The organism is Streptomyces sp. SBT349 (assembly GCF_001083795.1).
GTDB lineage: Bacteria > Actinomycetota > Actinomycetes > Streptomycetales > Streptomycetaceae > Streptomyces.
Genome location: NZ_LAVK01000055.1, coordinates 1 through 18,506 on the forward strand (window position 1 = coordinate 1; position 18,506 = coordinate 18,506).

Here is an 18,506-nt window from a genome sequence, read left to right on the forward strand (position 1 = left end):
GAGTCGGGCGGGGAGGCGGCGGAGGGGCAGGCCGAGGACCAGGACCAGCGGGATCAGCACCAGCTCGCTCAGCGCCGCCGCGCCCACCAGCCACAGCGCCACCTCGCCCGGCGTCCCCGGGGGCGTGTCGGCGACCAGGTACCGGATCCCGACCGCGAGCAGGGCCAGTCCCGCGGCGCCGAGCACCGCCCGCACCGCCCTCGTCGCGTTCACCGCAGCACCTCGATCCGGGAGACCCACTTCGTCTGCCACACCCCCGGCCGGTTCGGCGCGATGATCCGGGCCGGGAAGCCGTGGTCGGGGGAGAGCACCTCGCCGTTGATCATCAGCGCCAGCAGCGTCAGCGCGTCCTCCGCGTAGGTGTGCCCCATCTCCATCACCCGGTAGGCGCCGTGCCGCTGCGAGGACACCACCCGCACCGACGAGCGGTGCGGCGCCCCCGCCCGTTCCACCAGGTCGCGCAGCCGCACCCCCGTCCACTCCGCCGACGCGCTCCAGCCCTCCACGCACACGATGGGCAGCCGCGCCGTGTGCTGCGGCAGGGCGCGCAGCTCGCGCAGCGTCAGCGCGTACCCGTCGGGGCCCGACACCCGCAGCCGCCAGGCGTCCGCGTCCACCGAGGCGACGCCCGCCTGGGCCGCCGTGTGGTTCACCGGGATCCCCTGCCGCGTGCCGTCGCCGCTCGGGCGGCGCGGCGCCAGCAGCGTCGCCCGGCGCAGCGGCGTCAGCGTCTGCCCCACCGTCACCAGCGTCACCGCGCCGACCGCCGCGCCCACCCCCAGCAGCAGCGACCGCCGGTCCCCCGCGTCCGGGTCGCGCTCGCGCTCGCGGCGGTCGGCCCGCCAGTGCGCCGCGATGACGGGCGCCTTCACCGCCAGATGCAGCAGCAGCGCCCCGGCCAGCACCCATGCCAGCGCCCAGTGCACCCGCTTGAAGCCGAACGGCCACACGTACCACTGCGCGATGTTCATCAGCCCCAGGAAGACCTGGAGCACCGCCGTGGCGACGAGCACCGCGATCGAGAGGCGCTCCAGCGCGTGCTCCGCCGACCGCACCGGCGGCCACCGCCACAGCCGCGGATGGACCGTCCACAGCTTGGCCGTCAGCAGCGGGACCAGCGCGATGCCGGTCGCGACATGCACGCCCTGCGTCACCCGGTATCCCCAGACCGGGCGCGACGGCAGGTGCGGCGCCAGCCAGCCGGGGGGCGTCTGGAGGCCGTGGCCGACCAGCCCGGTCAGGAAGCACAGCAGGACGGCGGGACCGAGCCAGCGGCCGATGGCCACCGCGGTGCGGGGGTCGTGCAGCCGCGCGCGGAAGGGGATCGGAGTGCGCATCGCCCCTCACCTCACCAGCGGGTCAGCCACAGATGGTTGACCGCCACGCCGAGCACCGCCTGGGCGGCCAGCCACCACCGGATCCCGCGCCGGGGCAGCAGCGCCGCCGCCGGGACCAGCCAGACCGCGAACGGCAGCCAGATCCGTTCCGTCTCCGCCTTGCTCATCCCCGACAGGTCGGCCAGCAGCACCGCCGCGCACGCCGCCCCCACCAGCCACGCCAGGCCCGAGCCGCGGTCGAGGGCCGCGCGGCGCAGCCCCGCGGCCGTGGCCAGGCCGACGGTCACCACCTGGGCCGCCAGGTTGGCCCAGACGAAGTAGGCGTAGGGGCGGTGCGCCGCGGCGCCGTCGTAGTAGCGCTCCACCAGCGCCGCGTAGCCGTCGAACCACCAGAACCCGGCCGCCGTGAACGCCACCACCCACGGCGCGACGCCCAGCGCCACCCAGGGCAGCGGGCGCCACGCGCGGGCCCGCCAGAGCACCGCGAGACCCACCAGCCCCATCAGCACCAGCCCGTAGGACAGGTACAGCAGCAGCCCGAACAGCAGCCCCGAGCCCACCGCGGCCGTCCGCGGCGCCCGGACCCCGCCCCCCGCGGCGAGCGCGAGCAGCGCCACCGCCCAGGCGGCCACGGCCGTGAACCACCCGTCCGCCGAGACCCCCTGCCACACCGCCGCGGGCAGCAGCACCAGGAACGGCGCCGCCCGCCGCGCGCCGTCCTCGCCCGCCACCGCGCGCACCGTGATCAGCACCGCGGCGACGGCGGAGGCGGCGGCCGTGATGCAGAACGCGCCCGCCCACGCCCCGCCGCCCAGGCCCACCCGGTCCAGCAGGACGAACGTCAGCGTCGCGCCCGGCGGGTGCCCGGCGACGTGCGCGGGCCAGTTGTCCGGCGCGTCCTTGGGAACGAGGTCGGTGAACGTCCGCAGGAACGGCCCGACGCCGTCGACGCGGTCCATCACGGTCAGGTACTCGTGCCCGTACGCCAGCGGCCTGGCCACCCCGCGCCGCCAGCCGTCGACCAGCGCCAGCGACCAGACCCAGGCCAGCGCTCCGCCGAACGCGAGCCACACCAGGCCGTGCCACGGCAGCCGCCGCGCCGCCGCGGGGCCGTGGAGCACGGTCAGACCGGCCGTGATCAGGGCGGCCGGCGTGCCGGGCCCCGCGTGCGGCTCCCACCGGCCGAACAGCGGCGGCCAGCCCAGCACCAGCACATCGCCGTCGTCGATGGCCGCGCCGACCACGGCCGCCGCCGCGAAGAGGGCCGCGGCCAGCAGGGCGGCCACGAGGTCGGCGCGGTGGCCGGGGGAGCGCTCCGGCGCGCGCTTCGGCGCGTGCCCGGGCGCGAGCGTCGGGGGGATCACTCGCGTCACGTTAGGGCGGGAAAGATCGTGAACGCGCCGTTCCCGACGGGATGTCGCCGCTTCGCCGGATCCGCCGGGTGATCGGCCGGTCGGGCGTGTCCCATCCCGCGCCGGGTCGTTGGCTCAGGACGTGAGCCAACGGAACAGCGAGGGGAAGCGCAGCGCCCGCGAACGGCTGCGCGAGGAGCGGGAGCGCGAGCGGTCGGCCGACCGCCGGAAGCGGACCGCCAAGGTCAGCGGGGTCGTCGCCGCCGTGCTGGTGATCGCCGCCGGCGTCGGGATCATCGCGGCCAACGGCGGCGGCGGGGACGTGGAGGACGACCCGGCCGTCAACCCGATCGCCGTCGGCAAGGGAGACGCCCCGGCCACCCTCGCCGTCTACGAGGACTTCAGGTGCCCGGCCTGCGGCCAGTTCGAGGACACCTTCCGCGACACCGTCCACGACCTGACCGACGCGGGGAAGCTGCGCGTGGAGTACCACCTGGTCACGATCATCGACGGCAACATGGGCGGGAACGGCTCGACCGCCGCCGCGAACGCCGCCCTGTGCGCCAAGGACGAGGGCAGGTTCACCGAGTACCACGACATCCTGTTCGAGAACCAGCCGCCCGAGTCCGACGACGCCTTCGCCGACACCTCCCACCTGATCGACCTCGCGGGCGAGGTCGACGGGCTCGACACCCCCGCGTTCCGCTCCTGCGTGGAGGACGGGACCTTCCACGCCTGGGTGGAGCGTTCGAACAACGGGTTCCTGGCGTCCGAGTTCAACGCCACCCCCACCGTCCTGCTCAACGGCGCCGACGTCTACGGCGACACCGCCGACCCGCTCACCCCCGAGCGGCTGCGGGAACGGGTGGACGAATTGGCCGGTTAGCCGAGCCCGTACCGATACGGCGCCCGCCCGGCGCCGGACACGGAGACCCGGTGGGGCAGGCGGATTCCATCAACGCGGCCGGGCACGGTAGCGTCGGAAGCACCATGGAGATCCTTGCCTCTTTCCCCAGCCCCAGCGAGAGCGAGATCCATCTCGGACCGCTCCCGCTTCGCGGTTACGCGCTGTGCATCATCATCGGCGTCTTCCTCGCCATCTGGCTCGGCGGCCGACGCTGGGTCCAGCGGGGAGGGAGGCCGGGAACGGTCGCGGACATCGCCGTGTGGGCGGTGCCGTTCGGGCTCGTCGGGGCCCGGGTCTACCACGTGATCACCGACTACCAGCTGTACTTCGACGAGGGCCGGGACTGGGTCGACTCGTTCAAGATCTGGGACGGCGGGATCGGCATCTGGGGCGCGATCGCCGGTGGCGCGCTCGGCGCCTGGATCGCCTGCCGCCGCCGGGGCATCGCGCTGCCGCCGATGGCCGACGCCATCGCCCCCGGCATCGCGTTCGCACAGGCGGTGGGCCGCTGGGGGAACTGGTTCAACCAGGAGCTCTACGGGCGCTCGACGGATCTTCCATGGGCCGTCGAGATCGACAACGGGCTCGACAACGGGACCTTCCACCCGACGTTCCTCTACGAGTCGCTGTGGTGTCTGGGCGTCGGCGTCCTGGTGATCTGGGCCGACCGCCGCTTCAGGCTCGGGCACGGCCGGGCGTTCGCGCTCTATGTCGCCGCGTACACGGCGGGCCGCTTCTGGATCGAGTACCTGCGGATCGACGAGGCCCACGAGATCCTCGGCCTGCGGCTGAACAACTGGACGGCCGTCGCGGTCTTCGCCGCCGCCGTCGCGTACCTGGTGATCTCGGCCAGGCGCCACCCGGGCCGCGAGGAGGGCGTCGAGCCGCCGCTCGACGGCGACGAGGACGGCGCCTCCGAGGCGTCGGACGAGGCCACCCCCGCCGAGGCCGCGCTGACGGAGAGCGACGCGGACGGCGAGGAGGCCGAGGGCCCCGAGAAGGCCGAGAAGCCCGCGACGCTTGAGAAGGCCGCGACGCTTGAGAAGGCCGAGAAGCCCGAGGCGACCGCCCCGGCGGACGACGCCGCCGACGCCGCCGATGCCGATGCCGACGCCGGCGGTCCGGAGCCGGGGGCGGACGCGGAGGCGACGACCGCGAAGCGTCCCTGAGCGGTGACGGACGGCGCCGAGGCCCACCATGACCACCGCGACGTCAACGGCGGCTGGCTGCGCCCGGCCGTGTTCGGCGCCATGGACGGGCTGGTCTCCAACCTCGGCCTGATCAGCGGCGTCGCGGGCAGCTCCGCCTCCTCGCACGCGATCGCCGTCGCCGGGATGGCGGGCCTGGCGGCGGGGGCGTTCTCCATGGCGGCCGGGGAGTACACCTCGGTGGCCTCGCAGCGGGAGCTGGTGCTGGCCGAGCTCGACGTGGAACGCCGTGAGCTGCGGCGGCACCCGGAGGACGAGCTGGAGGAGCTGGCCGCCGTCTATGTGGCCCGGGGCGTCGAGCCGGAGCTCGCGCACGAGGTGGCCAGGCAGCTGTCCGTCGATCCCGAGCAGGCACTGGAGATCCACGCCCGCGAGGAGCTGGGCGTCGGACCCGGTGACCTGCCCTCGCCCCTGGTGGCCGCCGTCTCCTCGTTCGTCGCCTTCGCGGTGGGGGCGCTGCTCCCCGTGCTCCCCTATCTGCTGGGCGCGACCTCGCTGGTGCCCGCCGCCGCGCTGGCCCTGGCCGGGCTGTTCGTGTGCGGCGCGCTGGTGGCGCGGGTGACGGCGAAGGCGTGGTGGTTCAGCGGCCTGCGCCAGCTCGCGCTCGGCGTCGCGGCGGCGGGCGTCACCTACGTTCTCGGCTCGCTCTTCGGCACCGCACTGGGCTGACCGCCGACCGCTCCGAGCCCGCCGGCGGAGGCGCGCTTTCTCGGCATTCCGGACGGACCGGGAATACGGCGGGTGGGTGGTGTGCTGAGCGGAGAGTGCGTGCGTAGGGGTTGGCTTTGTTTCGGACGGGTTTCAGCAGCTTGTCGCCGGGCATGTGCATGGAGGCCCGCAGCGGGGCTCAAGTCCGTATGGTGGACAGTCGTATCCGCTTCCCGGCAATCGGGTCATCGTGTAACCTGCACGAAAATTTAACGCACGCCAGGGCCAGCGTCGTCCCTCGGAACAGTCACGTACGAAGACGACGACGGGAGAGCCGATGCGTTCTGCGTCCCACCCGGTCAAGCAGGGGATGTACGACCCGCGCCACGAGCATGATGCCTGCGGTGTCGGCTTCGTCGCCACTCTCACCGGCGCGGCCAGCCATGAGCTGGTCGATCAGGCGCTCGCCGTGCTGCGGAACCTCGAACACCGGGGGGCCACCGGCTCGGATCCCGATACCGGCGACGGAGCCGGCATCCTCCTCCAGATCCCGGATGCCTTCCTGCGGGAGAACGTACCCTTCCCCCTGCCTTCGGCAGGATCCTACGCCGTCGGCATGGCCTTCCTTCCCACCGGGGCCGATGCCGCCGCGACCGCCATGGCGCGGATCGCGGCCATCGCCACCGAGGAGGAGCTGAGCGTCCTCGGCTGGCGCGAGGTGCCGGTCGCGCCCGAGCTGCTGGGCGCCGCCGCGCGGGCGACGATGCCCGCCTTCCGGCAGCTGTTCCTCGCCGACGCCGCGGGGGCCAAGGCCGGTCTGGCCCTGGACCGCGCCGTCTACGCCCTGCGCAAGCGCGCCGAGCGCGAGGCCGGGGTGTACTTCCCGTCGCTCTCCGCGAGGACGCTCGTCTACAAGGGGATGCTGACCACCGGGCAGCTGGAGCCGTTCTTCCCCGACCTCTCCGACCGGCGGCTGGCGAGCGCGATCGCGCTGGTGCACTCGCGGTTCTCCACCAACACCTTCCCGAGCTGGCCGCTGGCCCACCCCTACCGGTTCGTCGCCCACAACGGCGAGATCAACACCGTGCAGGGCAACCGCAACTGGATGAGGGCCCGCGAGTCCCAGCTGGCCGGCGAGATGTTCGGCGACCCGGAGCGGCTGGAGCGGGTCTTCCCGATCTGCACGCCCGAGGCGTCCGACTCCGCCACGTTCGACGAGGTCCTGGAGCTGCTGCACCTGGGCGGGCGGACCCTGCCGCACGCGGTGCTGATGATGGTCCCCGAGGCGTGGGAGAACCACGAGTCGATGGACCCGCGGCGGCGCGCGTTCTACCAGTACCACTCCACGATCATGGAGCCCTGGGACGGTCCCGCCTGCGTCACCTTCACCGACGGCGTGCAGGTCGGAGCCGTTCTCGACCGCAACGGGCTGCGGCCCGGCCGCTACTGGGTGACGGACGACGGGCTCGTCGTCCTCTCCTCCGAGGTCGGCGTCCTGGACATCGACCCGGCGCGCGTCGTGCGCAAGGGGCGGCTCCAGCCGGGGCGGATGTTCCTGGTGGACACCGCCGAGCACCGGATCATCGAGGACGACGAGATCAAGGCGGGCCTCGCGGCCGAGCACCCCTACGAGGAGTGGCTGGACGCGGGCCTGATCGACCTCGCCGACCTGCCCGAGCGCGAGCACGTCGTGCACACGCACGCCTCGGTCACCCGCCGCCAGCAGACGTTCGGCTACACCGAGGAAGAGCTGCGGGTCCTGCTGACCCCGATGGCCGGCTCCGGCGCGGAGCCCATCGGCTCGATGGGGACGGACACCCCCATCGCCGCGCTCTCCGACCGGCCCCGGTTGATCTTCGACTACTTCACCCAGCTGTTCGCGCAGGTCACCAACCCGCCGCTGGACGCCATCCGCGAGGAGCTCGTCACCTCCCTGCACTCCTCGCTCGGCCCCCAGGGGAACCTGCTCGACCCCGGCGCCGCCTCGTGCCGCAGCGTCACGCTGCCGTTCCCGGTGATCGACAACGACGAGCTGGCCAAGCTGATCCACATCAACGCCGACGGCGACCTGCCGGGGTTCGCCGCCACCACGCTCTCCGGCCTCTACCGGGTCTCGGGCGGCGGGCAGGCGCTCGCCGACCGGATCACCGAGATCTGTGCCGAGGCGGACGCGGCCATCGCGGACGGCGCTCGGATCATCGTGCTCTCCGACCGGCACTCCGACGCCGAGCACGCCCCCATCCCGTCCCTGCTGCTCACCTCGGCCGTGCACCACCACCTCATCCGCACCAAGCAGCGCACCCAGGTGGGGCTGCTGGTCGAGGCGGGCGACGTGCGCGAGGTGCACCATGTCGCGCTGCTGATCGGCTACGGCGCGGCGGCGGTCAACCCGTACCTGGCCATGGAGTCGGTCGAGGACCTGGCCGCCCGCGGCACGTACCTGCCGGGCGTCGACGCCCCCACCGCCATCCGCAACCTGATCAGGGCGCTGGGCAAGGGCGTGCTGAAGGTGATGTCCAAGATGGGCATCTCCACCGTCGCCTCCTACCGCGGCGCGCAGGTCTTCGAGGCGGTCGGCCTGGACGCCTCGTTCGCCGACACCTACTTCCACGGCACCACCACCAAGATCGGCGGCGCGGGCATCGACGTGATCGCCCGCGAGGTCGCCGAGCGGCACGCGGCGGCGTACCCGCCCTCGGGTGTGGCCCCCGCGCACCGGCGGCTGGAGATCGGCGGCGAGTACCAGTGGCGCCGCGAGGGCGAGCCGCACCTGTTCGACCCGGAGGCGGTCTTCCGGCTCCAGCACTCCACGCGCGAGCGCCGCTACGACATCTTCCGGCAGTACACGGGGCGGGTGAACGAGCAGGCCGAGCGGCTGATGACGCTGCGCGGGCTGTTCCGGCTGCGCGAGGGCGAGCGTCCCCCGGTGCCGGTCGAGGAGGTCGAGCCGGTCTCGGAGATCGTCAAGCGGTTCTCCACCGGCGCGATGAGCTACGGCTCCATCTCGCAGGAGGCGCACGAGACGCTGGCCATCGCCATGAACCGGCTGGGCGCCAAGTCCAACACCGGCGAGGGCGGCGAGGACTCCGAGCGGCTGAACGACCCGCGCCGGCGCAGCGCCATCAAGCAGGTGGCCTCCGGGCGGTTCGGCGTGACCAGCGAGTACCTGGTGAACGCCGACGACATCCAGATCAAGATGGCCCAGGGCGCCAAGCCCGGCGAGGGCGGCCAGCTGCCGGGGCACAAGGTCTACCCCTGGGTGGCCAGGACCCGGCACTCCACGCCGGGCGTCGGCCTGATCTCGCCGCCGCCGCACCACGACATCTACTCCATCGAGGACCTCGCCCAGCTGATCCACGACCTGAAGAACGCCAATCCCTCGGCGCGGATCCACGTCAAGCTGGTCTCGGAGGTCGGCGTCGGCACCGTCGCCGCCGGTGTCTCCAAGGCGCACGCCGACGTGGTGCTGATCTCCGGGCACGACGGCGGAACGGGCGCCTCGCCGCTGACCTCGCTCAAGCACGCGGGCGGCCCCTGGGAGCTCGGCCTCGCCGAGACGCAGCAGACGCTGCTGCTCAACGGGCTGCGCGACCGGATCGTCGTGCAGACCGACGGCCAGCTGAAGACCGGCCGTGACGTGCTGATCGCGGCGCTGCTCGGCGCCGAGGAGTACGGCTTCGCGACCGCTCCGCTGGTCGTCTCCGGCTGCGTGCTGATGCGCGTCTGCCACCTGGACACCTGTCCCGTCGGCATCGCCACCCAGAACCCGGTCCTGCGGGAACGGTTCGCCGGCAAGCCGGAGTTCGTCGTCAACTTCTTCGAGTTCATCGCCGAGGAGGTCCGCGAGCTGCTGGCCGGGCTGGGCTTCCGCTCCCTGGAGGAGGCGGTGGGCCGCGCCGAGCTGCTCGACGTCTCCCGCGCCGTCGACCACTGGAAGGCGCAGGGCCTGGACCTGGCCCCGCTGCTGTACGTGCCCGAGCTCCCCGACGGCGCCGCGCGGCACCGGACCACCGAGCAGGACCACGGCCTGGCGAAGGCGCTGGACAACGACCTGATCAAGCTGTCGGCCGACGCGCTGGCCGCCGAGACGGCCGAGGACGCCGAGCCGGTCCGCGCCCAGGTCGCCATCCGCAACATCAACCGCACCGTGGGCACCATGCTCGGGCACGAGGTGACCAAGCGGTTCGGCGGCGCGGGGCTGCCCGACGACACCATCGACCTCACCTTCACCGGCTCCGCGGGCCAGTCGTTCGGCGCCTTCGTGCCGAGCGGCGTCACGCTCCGCCTGGAGGGCGACGCCAACGACTACGTCGGCAAGGGCCTCTCCGGCGGGCGGCTGGTCGTCCGCCCGGACCGGGCCGCCGACCACCTGCCCGAGTTCTCCACCATCGCGGGCAACACCATCGCCTACGGCGCGACCGGAGGCGAGATCTTCCTGCGCGGCCGGGTCGGCGAGCGGTTCTGCGTGCGCAACTCGGGCGCCACGGTCGTCGCCGAGGGCGTGGGCGACCACGGCTGCGAGTACATGACCGGCGGCCGGGCCGTGGTGCTCGGCGCCGTCGGGCGGAACTTCGCGGCCGGGATGTCCGGCGGCGTCGCCTACCTGATCGACCTCGACCCGGCCACGGTCAACCCCGGCTTCGTCGCCGTCGAGGAGCTGGACGAGGGCGACCGCCAGTGGCTGCACGGGGTCGTGCGCCGTCACGCCGAGGAGACCGGATCGACCGTCGCGACCGCGCTGCTCGTCGACTGGGACGCCTCGCTCGCGCGGTTCAGCAAGATCATGCCCACCACCTACAAGGCCGTGCTCGCCGCCAAGGACGCCGCCGAGCGGGCCGGACTCTCCGAGTCCGAGACCCACGAGAAGATGATGGAGGCGGCGACCCATGGCTGATCCGAAGGGCTTTCTCACCACGAAGCGCGAGGTCGCGCGGACCCGCCCCGTCGCGTCGCGGGTCAGGGACTGGGACGAGGTCTACGTTCCGGGCTCCCTGCTGCCGGTCATCAGCAAGCAGGCGGGGCGCTGCATGGACTGCGGCGTGCCGTTCTGCCACCAGGGCTGTCCCCTGGGGAACCTGATCCCCGAGTGGAACGACTACGCCTACCGCGGCGACTGGACCGCGGCGAGCGAGCGGCTGCACGCGACGAACAACTTCCCGGAGTTCACCGGGCGGCTGTGCCCCGCGCCGTGCGAGTCCGCGTGCGTGCTGGGCATCAACCAGCCCGCGGTGACCATCAAGAACGTCGAGGTCACCATCGTCGACAAGGCGTGGGAGGCCGGCGCGGTCACCCCGCAGCCGCCGCAGCGGCTCTCCGGCAAGACCGTCGCCGTCATCGGCTCGGGGCCCGCCGGGCTCGCCGCCGCCCAGCAGCTCACCCGGGCCGGGCACACCGTCGCCGTCTTCGAACGGGCCGACCGCGTCGGCGGGCTGCTGCGGTACGGCATCCCCGAGTTCAAGATGGAGAAGCGCCACCTCAACCGCCGCATCGAGCAGATGCGCGCGGAGGGCACCAAGTTCCGTACGGGCGTGGAGATCGGCCGGGACACCGACGCGGCCAGGCTGCGCAAGCGGTACGACGCCGTCGTCATCGCGGCGGGCGCCACCACCGCCCGCGACCTGCCGGTGCCGGGCCGCGAACTGCGCGGCGTGCACCAGGCGATGGAGTACCTGCCGCTGTCCAACAAGGTGCAGGAGGGCGACCTCATCTCCTCGCCGATCTCCGCCGAGGGCAAGCACGTCGTGGTCATCGGCGGCGGCGACACCGGCGCCGACTGCGTGGGCACCGCCCACCGCCAGGGCGCGGCCTCGGTCACCCAGCTGGAGATCATGCCGCGCCCCTCCGAGGGCCGTCCGGCGGGGCAGCCGTGGCCCACGTTCCCCCTGACGTTCAAGGTCACCTCGGCGCACGAGGAGGGCGGCGAGCGCGTCTACTCCGTCTCCACCACCCACTTCGAGGGCGACGAACACGGCGACGTGCAGTGGCTCCACCTGGTCGAGGTCGAGTTCACGGACGGCAAGCTCACCCAGAAGCCGGGCACCGAGCGGCGCATCCCGGCCCAACTGGTCACCCTGGCCATGGGCTTCACCGGGACCGACCAGGACAACGGCCTGGTCGGGCAGTTCGGCCTCGAACTGGACGCCCGCGGCAACATCGCCCGCGACGCCTCCTACGCCACCAACGTCCCGGGCGTGTTCGTGGCCGGGGACGCCGGGCGCGGCCAGTCGCTCATCGTCTGGGCCATCGCCGAGGGCCGGGCCGCGGCCCGGGGCGTGGACCGGTATCTGACGGGCGAGTCCACGCTGCCCTACCCGATCAGGCCGACCGACCGGTCGCTCGCCGTCTGACGCCGCGCGCCCCCGGGCCTCCCCGGGGGCGCGCGCCCTCTGGCCTGGACCAATGTGGTCAGAGGTCCAGCCACAAACGGTGCCGTTCCGTGATGTGAAGATCTGGATCGGCCGAACGCGGCGCTGTCACAATCAACGCTCAGTTCGGCACGGTGATCCACGGGTCTTCTGATCCTCGTCGATCTTCACTGATCTTCACGGAGGGGCGCTGGTATGCGGCAATCTCCCCGGGGGCGTACCCCCTTCTCGCGCGGCCGGCGCCTGGTCGCCGGCGCGGCGGTCCTGTCGTCCCTCGGGCTGCTCACGGCCTGCGGCGACGACGGCGACGAGGGATCCAACGGCGAGGGCCCCACCCTCGAAGTCTGGATCATGGAGGGCACCAACCCCGACGCCGAGCCGTATGTCGAGGCGCTGGAGGCCGCGTTCACCGAGGAGACCGGCGCCTCGCTCGACGTGCAGTTCATCCAGTGGGCGGACGCCCACGACCGGTTCACCACCGCCATGGCGGGCGGCGAGCTGCCGGACGTCGCCGAGATCGGCACCACCTGGGCGCCGGAGTTCGGCGCGGCGGGCGCGCTCGCCGACCTCTCGGGGAGCATCGGCGAGGCGGGCCTCGGCGAGGACCTGGTCCCCGGGCTCATCGACGCGGCCACCGTGGACGGGGCCGTCTACGGGATGCCCTGGTACGCGGGCATCCGCTCCCTGATGTTCCGCTCGGACATCCTCGCCGAGCACGACCTCCAGCCGCCCACCACCTGGGACGAGTTGCGCGAGGTCGCCCTGCAACTGCGCGACCTCGAACCGGACATGATCCCGTTCCCCGTCTCGGGCGGCAGCGAGTACGGCCTGTACCCGTTCGTCTGGGGCGCCGGCGGCCAGATCGCCGAGCAGGACGGCGACGGCCAGTGGCGTTCCACGATCAACTCGCCCGAGGCCGTGGAGGGCATCGAGTTCTACACGTCGCTGGCCACCGAGGACGACCTGTCGGTCGCCGCCGCCGAGACCTGGCTGGAGACCGACCAGCTGGAGAGCTTCCAGAACGGCGAGGCCGCGATGATCGTCAACGGCAACTGGACGGTGAACACGCTGCTCCAGGCCGACCCCGCGTGGGCCGACCAGATCGGCGTGGTGCCGCTGCCGGGACGGGAGAGCGGCTTCAGCCCCTCCTTCGTCGGCGGCTCGCTGCTGGGGGAGTTCAACAGCGACGAGCCCGAACTCGCCTGGCAGCTCATCGAGATGATGTCCACCGGCGATCTGGCCGCCCAGTGGGCCGAGCAGTCCGGGTACTTCCCCGGGCAGCAGTCGCTCCTGGAGGAGGTCCAGCAGCAGGGCGAGCCGCTGGTGGCCCCGTTCGCCCAGCAGATGCTGGAGGCCGGAGCCGCGCTGCCGGTGACCGAGCTCTACGGGCAGGTCCAGGGCGAGCAGGTCGTGCAGGGAATGCTCCAGCGGATCCTCTCCGGCGACCAGTCCCCGCAGGAGGCCGCCGACGAGGCCGCCGCGGCCATGGATGAGACCTTTGGCGGCTGAGCTCCGGAAGTCCCGGCCCCCCGTCCGGCCCGCCGCGCGGGCCCCTGGCGCGCGCCGCGCGGCATGGGCCCGCGCCGCGCGCCCCTGGCTGCTGCTGGCCCCGGCGCTCACCGTGCTCGCGGTCCTGCTCTTCTGGCCGCTGGTGCGCGTGCTGCTGCTGTCGTTCCAGGACTACGGGCTGCGGCAGATCAACACCGGCGAGAGCAACTACACAGGTCTGGACAACTACCGGGAGATCCTCGGCGACTCGTTCCTGTGGAAGACGGTGCTGCCCAACACCGTGCTCTTCGCGGCCTCCTGCGTCTTCCTGACCGTCGTCGTCGGCACGCTGGTCGCGCTGCTGCTGCAACGCCTCGGGCGGACCTGGCGCGTCATCTGCTCCACCGCGATCATGATGGCCTGGGCGATGCCCGCCGTGACCGGCACCTACGTGTGGATCTGGGTCTTCGACCCGCTCAACGGCGTGGTCAGCGGCGGCCTCGACGGGCTCGGGCTGATCGAGCCGCGCGAGACCAACTGGTTCACCGACCGCTGGTCCTTCTACGCCATCGCCACGCTCAACGTCGTCCACCACGGCTTCCCGTTCGTCGCGATCACCGTCTACGCGGCGCTGCTGACGATTCCCAGGGAGCTGCCCGAGGCCGCGATCGTGGACGGCGCGAACGCGTGGCAGCGGTTCTGGAGCATCACCGTCCCGACCATCAAGCCGGTCTTCATGGTGGTGACGATCCTGTCGATCATCTGGGACTTCAAGGTCTTCGCCCAGATCTACCTGATGCCGGGCGGCGCCGGCGCCAATCCGGACGTCCTCAACCTCGGCGTCTGGTCCTACATCGAGTCCTTCAGCCGGAACCAGTACGGCATGGGCTCGGCCATCGCCGTCCTGCTCACGCTGCTGCTGCTGGGCATCACCGTGGTCTACGTCAGGGCGCTGTCCAAGGAGAGGGACGAACTGTGACCCGCCGCACCTCCACCGCAGGGCGGATCGGCATCGCCGCGGCCGTGACGGCGCTGCTGGCGTTCACGCTCTTCCCCGTCTACTGGATGATCTCCTCCGCCTTCGACCCCGAGGCGGACCACCGCGGATCCGACCTCCTGCCCGCCGGGTTCACCCTCGACCACTTCTCGCGGGTGCTGGACGAGGGCGAGTTCGGCGGCTATCTGGCCAACTCGGCGCTGGTGGGCCTCGGCACCGTGCTGCTGTCCGGGCTGCTGGCCCTGTTCGCGGCCGTCGCCGTGGCCCGTTTCCGCTTCAGGCTCCGCTCCCAGGTGCTGGTGATGATCCTGGTGGTGCAGATGGTGCCGCTGGAGGCGCTGGTCATCCCGCTCTTCCTCCAGATGCGCGACCTGGAACTGCTCAACAGCCTGATCGGCCTGACCGTCGTCTACCTGGCGTTCTCGCTGCCGTTCGCCGTCTGGACGCTGCGCGGCTTCGTCGCGGCGGTGCCCAGGGAGGTGGAGGAGGCCGCCTACCTCGACGGCTGCGGCTGGTGGGGGATGTTCACCAGGATCCTGCTGCCGCTGGTCGCCCCCGGGCTCGTCGCGACCAGCATCTTCGCGTTCATCGTCGCGTGGAACGAGTTCATCTTCGCGTTCGTCTTCATGCAGGACGACAGCAAGTACACCGCCGCCGTGGGACTCCACCGCTTCTTCGGGCAGTACAGCACCGACTGGGGCGCGGTCATGGCGGGCTCCACGCTGATCACCCTGCCCGTGCTGGTCTTCTTCGTCCTCGTCCAGCGCCGCCTGGCGGGCGGCCTCGCCGCCGGCGCCATCAGGTGACGCCCTCGGGTGACCTTCGGCGCGATGCGCGCGCATAGGGTGGCGCCATGAGGAACCTCGACGACAGGGACGACCTGGACGAGAACGTGCGCGCGGAGCTGGCCCGGCTGCGCGACAGCATCGACAACATCGACGCGGCCGTCGTCCACATCCTGGCCGAGCGTTTCAAGGCGACCCAGCGGGTCGGCCGCCTCAAGGCCGACCACGACCTCCCGGCGGCCGACCCGGCCCGCGAGGCCCGCCAGATCAAACGGCTGCGGCAGCTCGCGGAGAGCGCCAAGCTCGACCCGGCCTTCGCGGAGAAGCTCCTCAACTTCATCATCGCCGAGGTGATCCGCCACCACGAGACGCTGGCGAGCGAGGCTGTGACCAGCAGCGGAGGCGATAAGAGCTAGCCCGGGAAAGGGCCACTAAGATCATCTGGGAGAGATTTGGGAGATCAACTAGGGGACTCCCAGATCTCCTTCCAACCCAGGTTCACCATCGCCCGGTCGAACACGGACTGGAGCCCGTCCAGCCGGTGCTGCCGCATCGCGGGGGTCGGCCGACGGTAGTGCGCCTTGATCCCAGGGTACCGGTGCCCCATCTGTTCATAGCCCAGCACGGGCGCTACGCCGATCTGCTCCTGCGTGGAGTCGTGGAACCGGCGCAGGCCCCGCGCAGTGAGCCCAGGACAGATCGGTCCCCACGCCTCCTTCACCGCGGTGCCCCGGGCATTCGGCCGCGCCTCCCGACCATCAGCGGCCGGGCGCAAGGTGTTGCACCAGTGGCTGCGCCACCACAGCGACCCCCGCGGTGTGGTGAAGACGTGCTGGTGCGGCCACGTGTCCAGGTGCGCTTCCAGCAGTCCGGCGAGGAACGGCGGCACGTCGATGTCTCGCACGCTCGTGGGCGTCTTCGGCGGCTCGAACGCGCGGTAGGTGACTCGGCGCCCAGTGTCCGGGTCCCGCTTGTAGTACTCGGCGAGCGCGCCCACCTCGGCATGCACATGGATCGTGGCGCACTCAAACCATCCGCCGTCGAGGCGTTGGCGCCGACGGCGCAACGTGTTCTCCCTGTGCAGCCCGACGAGTTCCTCGTACCGCATGCCGGTGAACGCGTCCGCCACCACTGCGAGCCCGACCACGGGCCCGAGGCGCCGAGCTACCTGGAGCACCTGCTCCGGCGTTGCCACGGCGCCTTCCTCGTCATCGTCTCGCCGGGCCTCCGCTGGTACGGCGGGGGAGAGGCCGGTCAGGCGGCGGCCGTAGAGCAGGTTCACCTGAAGGTGCCGAGCGTCGACCGCGCCGGTGAGAATGCGCGACATGAGCCCGACGCAGTCCTTCGTCGTGCTCTCTGCACACGTGAGCGTCCGGGCCCATGCCTCGACCGCGAACCAGTTGAAGTCCTGGAGCGGCGTGTACTCCCAGCGCGGCAGGATATGCGTGTCCAGCCGTTCCCACCGATTCATCGTCGTGCGACCCCGGGGGGACTGGGCACCCATCCACTCCCTCGCCCAGACTCCGAAGTGCTTGCGGCTCAGCTCGGGGTCGACCCACCGGCCGGCGCGGATGGCAGCCTCCTGCTCGTCGCCCCAGCGTTCGGCGGTCCTCTTCGTGGGGAACCCGGGCTCACTGCCCCAGGTGCCGTCGGGTTTCTTGTACCTCGCGCGCCACGACACCCGGCCCTTCGAGCCCCGGGCGGTGCTTACGCGCTTCTCGGCGTGGGCCACCCCTCACCTCCGTTGATCAGAGAGGCCGCGCGGCACCCCGCGGTGCGGGGTGGTGGGGGATGCGCGGTCGTTCCTCAGCTCGCCCACTCGGCGAGCAACTGCTCAATGCTCACGTCGCCATTCTGCGCGGCTTCCAGCAGCCGGGCTTGGCGCTCTGTGAACTCCTCTGCCCTGATGTATGTCACAGCCCCGTAGGGCTGCTGGTTGTCCACACACATGCGCGCCCGGGGCGGCATGCCGTACACGCGTAGAACCCGTGCACGCGACCGTGGGTACAGCGGATGTGGCCGCATGGGTCCCCCTTGCCCAGATCGAGCAGTGCCCCTCTCATCTGGTCAGCACATCTCACCACATGTGCAGGCGCGTGGGCAGGGTGTGAAGGAAATTGGCACACGATGCCGCTGAGCCGGGATCATGACGAACCGTCATCCTGGTCGGTGACGTGCTCCAGAGCCTGAGCCCGCTCTCGCCACGCCTGGAGATCACGGATCTCCTCCTCGCGGCTGAGGCCGGGCTCGCCGCGCACAACGAGGGCCGCGCGCACCTCGCGCCCGGACGGGCTTGTGATTGTGATGACGTCCGAATCCAGCAGCGGGCCCTCAATGAGCGCCTGGAGCACGCGCACGGAGAGGTCACCCGGTGCCACTCCGTCGGCGATGACTGCTGCGGCCCGCCGGTCGGCGTCCCCATCGGTGTCGGCGCGGAGAGCCGGGTCCCCGCCGGCGAGGACCCGGTCCACTGAGGACCCGGTCCACCCGAGGAGTTCGGCGTAGGCGCGGTGGACGGGCTGGACCTTGGCGTAGGACTGCCCGCGCTCGATTTTCTGGATGGTGGTCCGGCCAACGCCGATCGCGTCGCCCGCAGCCTGCTGGGTCAGGCGCGGCTGCGCCGCCTCGCGGGCGGCGGCCAGCGCGGCGCCGAGGTGCTTCCAGTCCATCGCCATGGCTCACATGATGCACCAGATCTGTGCACCACGGCAGCCCGCATCTCACCCCTTGGACAGCGCACTCTCGGGGCGCATGGTGCACGGCGTCGCGATTGCGTGCGCCGGTGAGCGCCAGTTGCGCAAAATCCGAGCTCATAACGCGAGCATGCGGCTTGCTAGCGCGAGCCCTATGGGCATACATTGTGAGCGTGACACCGAACGACACCGCCATAACGGCACTCCGCGAAGCTCGCAAGCTGAGCATCCGCGAGCTCGCCCGCCGCGCAGGACTCCACCACGCCACCGTCTCGCGAATTGAGCGGGGCCAGCCTGCCGGGGCGGACACGCTCCGCCGGATCGCGGAGGTCTTCGCGGTGTCGCCAGCCGACATCACCCGAGGAGATGACGTGTCCAAGGCCAAGCCCAGGGCTGTTCGAGAGGTCCCCCTCCCGAACAGCCCCGAGGGCGAGCTCTTCCACTACACGCCCGAGGAGGTCGCGGGGCGGTTCCTCCCGTGGACCGCCAGGAGCATTCGCGACAAGGCGCGCGCCTACGAGATCCCCCGCTGCGGCGGCCCCGGGCAGCGCATCACGCTCACTGGCCGCCAGATCTGCGAGATCAACGCCTCGCTGGAAATCCGGCCGCTGGCGGAGACCCGCGCCGCCTGAGCGGAGCGCGAGAAGGGCCGCCCTCGCGGACGGCCCCCGGCGCCGCTGAACCCGGCGCTGACCCACCTCTACACCCTTCACAGAGAGAGGCAGG

15 protein-coding genes and 1 pseudogene are annotated in these 18,506 nt (G+C 72.0%); 10 read left to right on the top strand and 6 right to left on the bottom strand.

The features are described from left to right. From ADY01_RS09645 to ADY01_RS09655, 3 genes and pseudogenes are all read right to left on the bottom strand, one after another. A pseudogene (locus tag ADY01_RS09645) lies at positions 1-213 on the bottom strand (hypothetical protein); the annotation flags it as partial. Next, positions 210-1,337 carry a molybdopterin-dependent oxidoreductase gene (locus tag ADY01_RS09650; RefSeq protein WP_049569036.1) on the bottom strand — a complete coding sequence of 376 codons (1,128 nt, stop codon included), beginning with the start codon at positions 1,335-1,337 and terminating at the stop codon, positions 210-212. The gene ADY01_RS09650 and the pseudogene ADY01_RS09645, both read right to left, overlap by 4 nt. 11 nt (positions 1,338-1,348) lie before the next feature. Continuing rightward, entirely contained in the window at positions 1,349-2,701 is a 1,353-nt protein-coding gene (locus tag ADY01_RS09655) for a hypothetical protein (protein WP_049569039.1), read from the bottom strand. Positions 2,702-2,831: 130 nt separating this feature from the next. Here ADY01_RS09655 and ADY01_RS09660 point away from each other — a divergent pair, with 130 nt between their 5' ends. The 9 genes from ADY01_RS09660 to ADY01_RS09700 all read left to right on the top strand — a co-directional run bounded on the left by ADY01_RS09660 (position 2,832) and on the right by ADY01_RS09700 (position 15,503). Continuing rightward, on the top strand, positions 2,832-3,575 hold the full coding sequence (locus ADY01_RS09660) for a DsbA family protein (protein WP_049569044.1): 744 nt from the start codon (positions 2,832-2,834) through the stop codon (positions 3,573-3,575). Positions 3,576-3,679: 104 nt separating this feature from the next. Continuing rightward, positions 3,680-4,765 carry a prolipoprotein diacylglyceryl transferase gene (gene lgt / locus ADY01_RS09665; protein WP_049569144.1) on the top strand — a complete coding sequence of 362 codons (1,086 nt, stop codon included), beginning with the start codon at positions 3,680-3,682 and terminating at the stop codon, positions 4,763-4,765. A gap of 3 nt (positions 4,766-4,768) precedes the next feature. Next, entirely contained in the window at positions 4,769-5,473 is a 705-nt protein-coding gene (locus tag ADY01_RS09670; protein ID WP_049569047.1) for a VIT1/CCC1 transporter family protein, read from the top strand. A gap of 316 nt (positions 5,474-5,789) precedes the next feature. Then, positions 5,790-10,346: a glutamate synthase large subunit gene (gene gltB / locus ADY01_RS09675; protein WP_049569051.1), complete on the top strand. Its 4,557-nt coding sequence runs from the start codon at positions 5,790-5,792 to the stop codon at positions 10,344-10,346. Continuing rightward, positions 10,339-11,799, top strand: coding sequence for a glutamate synthase subunit beta (locus ADY01_RS09680; protein ID WP_049569056.1), 1,461 nt, complete (start codon positions 10,339-10,341; stop codon positions 11,797-11,799). The genes gltB and ADY01_RS09680 overlap by 8 nt, the downstream gene beginning before the upstream one ends. A gap of 213 nt (positions 11,800-12,012) precedes the next feature. Further along, the gene (locus ADY01_RS09685; protein ID WP_049569059.1) at positions 12,013-13,326 is read left to right on the top strand and encodes a sugar ABC transporter substrate-binding protein; all 1,314 of its coding nucleotides are present in this window, start codon (positions 12,013-12,015) and stop codon (positions 13,324-13,326) included. Beyond that, the gene (locus ADY01_RS09690; protein ID WP_049569063.1) at positions 13,307-14,284 is read left to right on the top strand and encodes a carbohydrate ABC transporter permease; all 978 of its coding nucleotides are present in this window, start codon (positions 13,307-13,309) and stop codon (positions 14,282-14,284) included. Before ADY01_RS09685 ends, ADY01_RS09690 begins: the two co-directional genes overlap by 20 nt. Then, entirely contained in the window at positions 14,281-15,108 is an 828-nt protein-coding gene (locus tag ADY01_RS09695) for a carbohydrate ABC transporter permease (protein WP_049569067.1), read from the top strand. Before ADY01_RS09690 ends, ADY01_RS09695 begins: the two co-directional genes overlap by 4 nt. 47 nt (positions 15,109-15,155) lie before the next feature. Then, positions 15,156-15,503: a chorismate mutase gene (locus tag ADY01_RS09700; RefSeq protein WP_049569069.1), complete on the top strand. Its 348-nt coding sequence runs from the start codon at positions 15,156-15,158 to the stop codon at positions 15,501-15,503. Between the two features lie 44 nt (positions 15,504-15,547). Here ADY01_RS09700 and ADY01_RS09705 read toward each other — a convergent pair whose 3' ends face one another. The 3 genes from ADY01_RS09705 to ADY01_RS09710 form a co-directional block, all read right to left on the bottom strand. Beyond that, on the bottom strand, positions 15,548-16,819 hold the full coding sequence (locus tag ADY01_RS09705; RefSeq protein ID WP_049569072.1) for a hypothetical protein: 1,272 nt from the start codon (positions 16,817-16,819) through the stop codon (positions 15,548-15,550). Positions 16,820-16,893: 74 nt separating this feature from the next. Further along, positions 16,894-17,031 (bottom strand): hypothetical protein, encoded by a 138-nt coding sequence (locus tag ADY01_RS38990; RefSeq protein ID WP_159001074.1) that lies wholly within the window; start codon positions 17,029-17,031, stop codon positions 16,894-16,896. Positions 17,032-17,231: 200 nt separating this feature from the next. Then, complete coding sequence (locus ADY01_RS09710) at positions 17,232-17,762, bottom strand: helix-turn-helix domain-containing protein (RefSeq protein ID WP_049569076.1); 531 nt, start codon at positions 17,760-17,762, stop codon at positions 17,232-17,234. A gap of 191 nt (positions 17,763-17,953) precedes the next feature. Between ADY01_RS09710 and ADY01_RS09715 the strand changes: the two genes are divergently transcribed. Further along, positions 17,954-18,412 carry a helix-turn-helix domain-containing protein gene (locus ADY01_RS09715; RefSeq protein WP_199826206.1) on the top strand — a complete coding sequence of 153 codons (459 nt, stop codon included), beginning with the start codon at positions 17,954-17,956 and terminating at the stop codon, positions 18,410-18,412. Positions 18,413-18,506: the final 94 nt, after the last annotated feature.

Excerpts from the sequence above, each read along its gene's own strand:
- ADY01_RS09690 (WP_049569063.1), top strand. The coding sequence starts at position 13,307 with ATGAGACCTTTGGCGGCTGAGCTCCGGAAGTCCCGGCCCCCCGTCCGG.
- gltB (WP_049569051.1), top strand. The coding sequence starts at position 5,790 with ATGCGTTCTGCGTCCCACCCGGTCAAGCAGGGGATGTACGACCCGCGC.
- ADY01_RS09650 (WP_049569036.1), bottom strand. The coding sequence starts at position 1,337 with ATGCGCACTCCGATCCCCTTCCGCGCGCGGCTGCACGACCCCCGCACC.
- ADY01_RS09685 (WP_049569059.1), top strand. The coding sequence starts at position 12,013 with ATGCGGCAATCTCCCCGGGGGCGTACCCCCTTCTCGCGCGGCCGGCGC.
- lgt (WP_049569144.1), top strand. The coding sequence starts at position 3,680 with ATGGAGATCCTTGCCTCTTTCCCCAGCCCCAGCGAGAGCGAGATCCAT.
- ADY01_RS09710 (WP_049569076.1), bottom strand. The coding sequence starts at position 17,762 with ATGGCGATGGACTGGAAGCACCTCGGCGCCGCGCTGGCCGCCGCCCGC.
- ADY01_RS09680 (WP_049569056.1), top strand. The coding sequence starts at position 10,339 with ATGGCTGATCCGAAGGGCTTTCTCACCACGAAGCGCGAGGTCGCGCGG.
- ADY01_RS09700 (WP_049569069.1), top strand. The coding sequence starts at position 15,156 with ATGAGGAACCTCGACGACAGGGACGACCTGGACGAGAACGTGCGCGCG.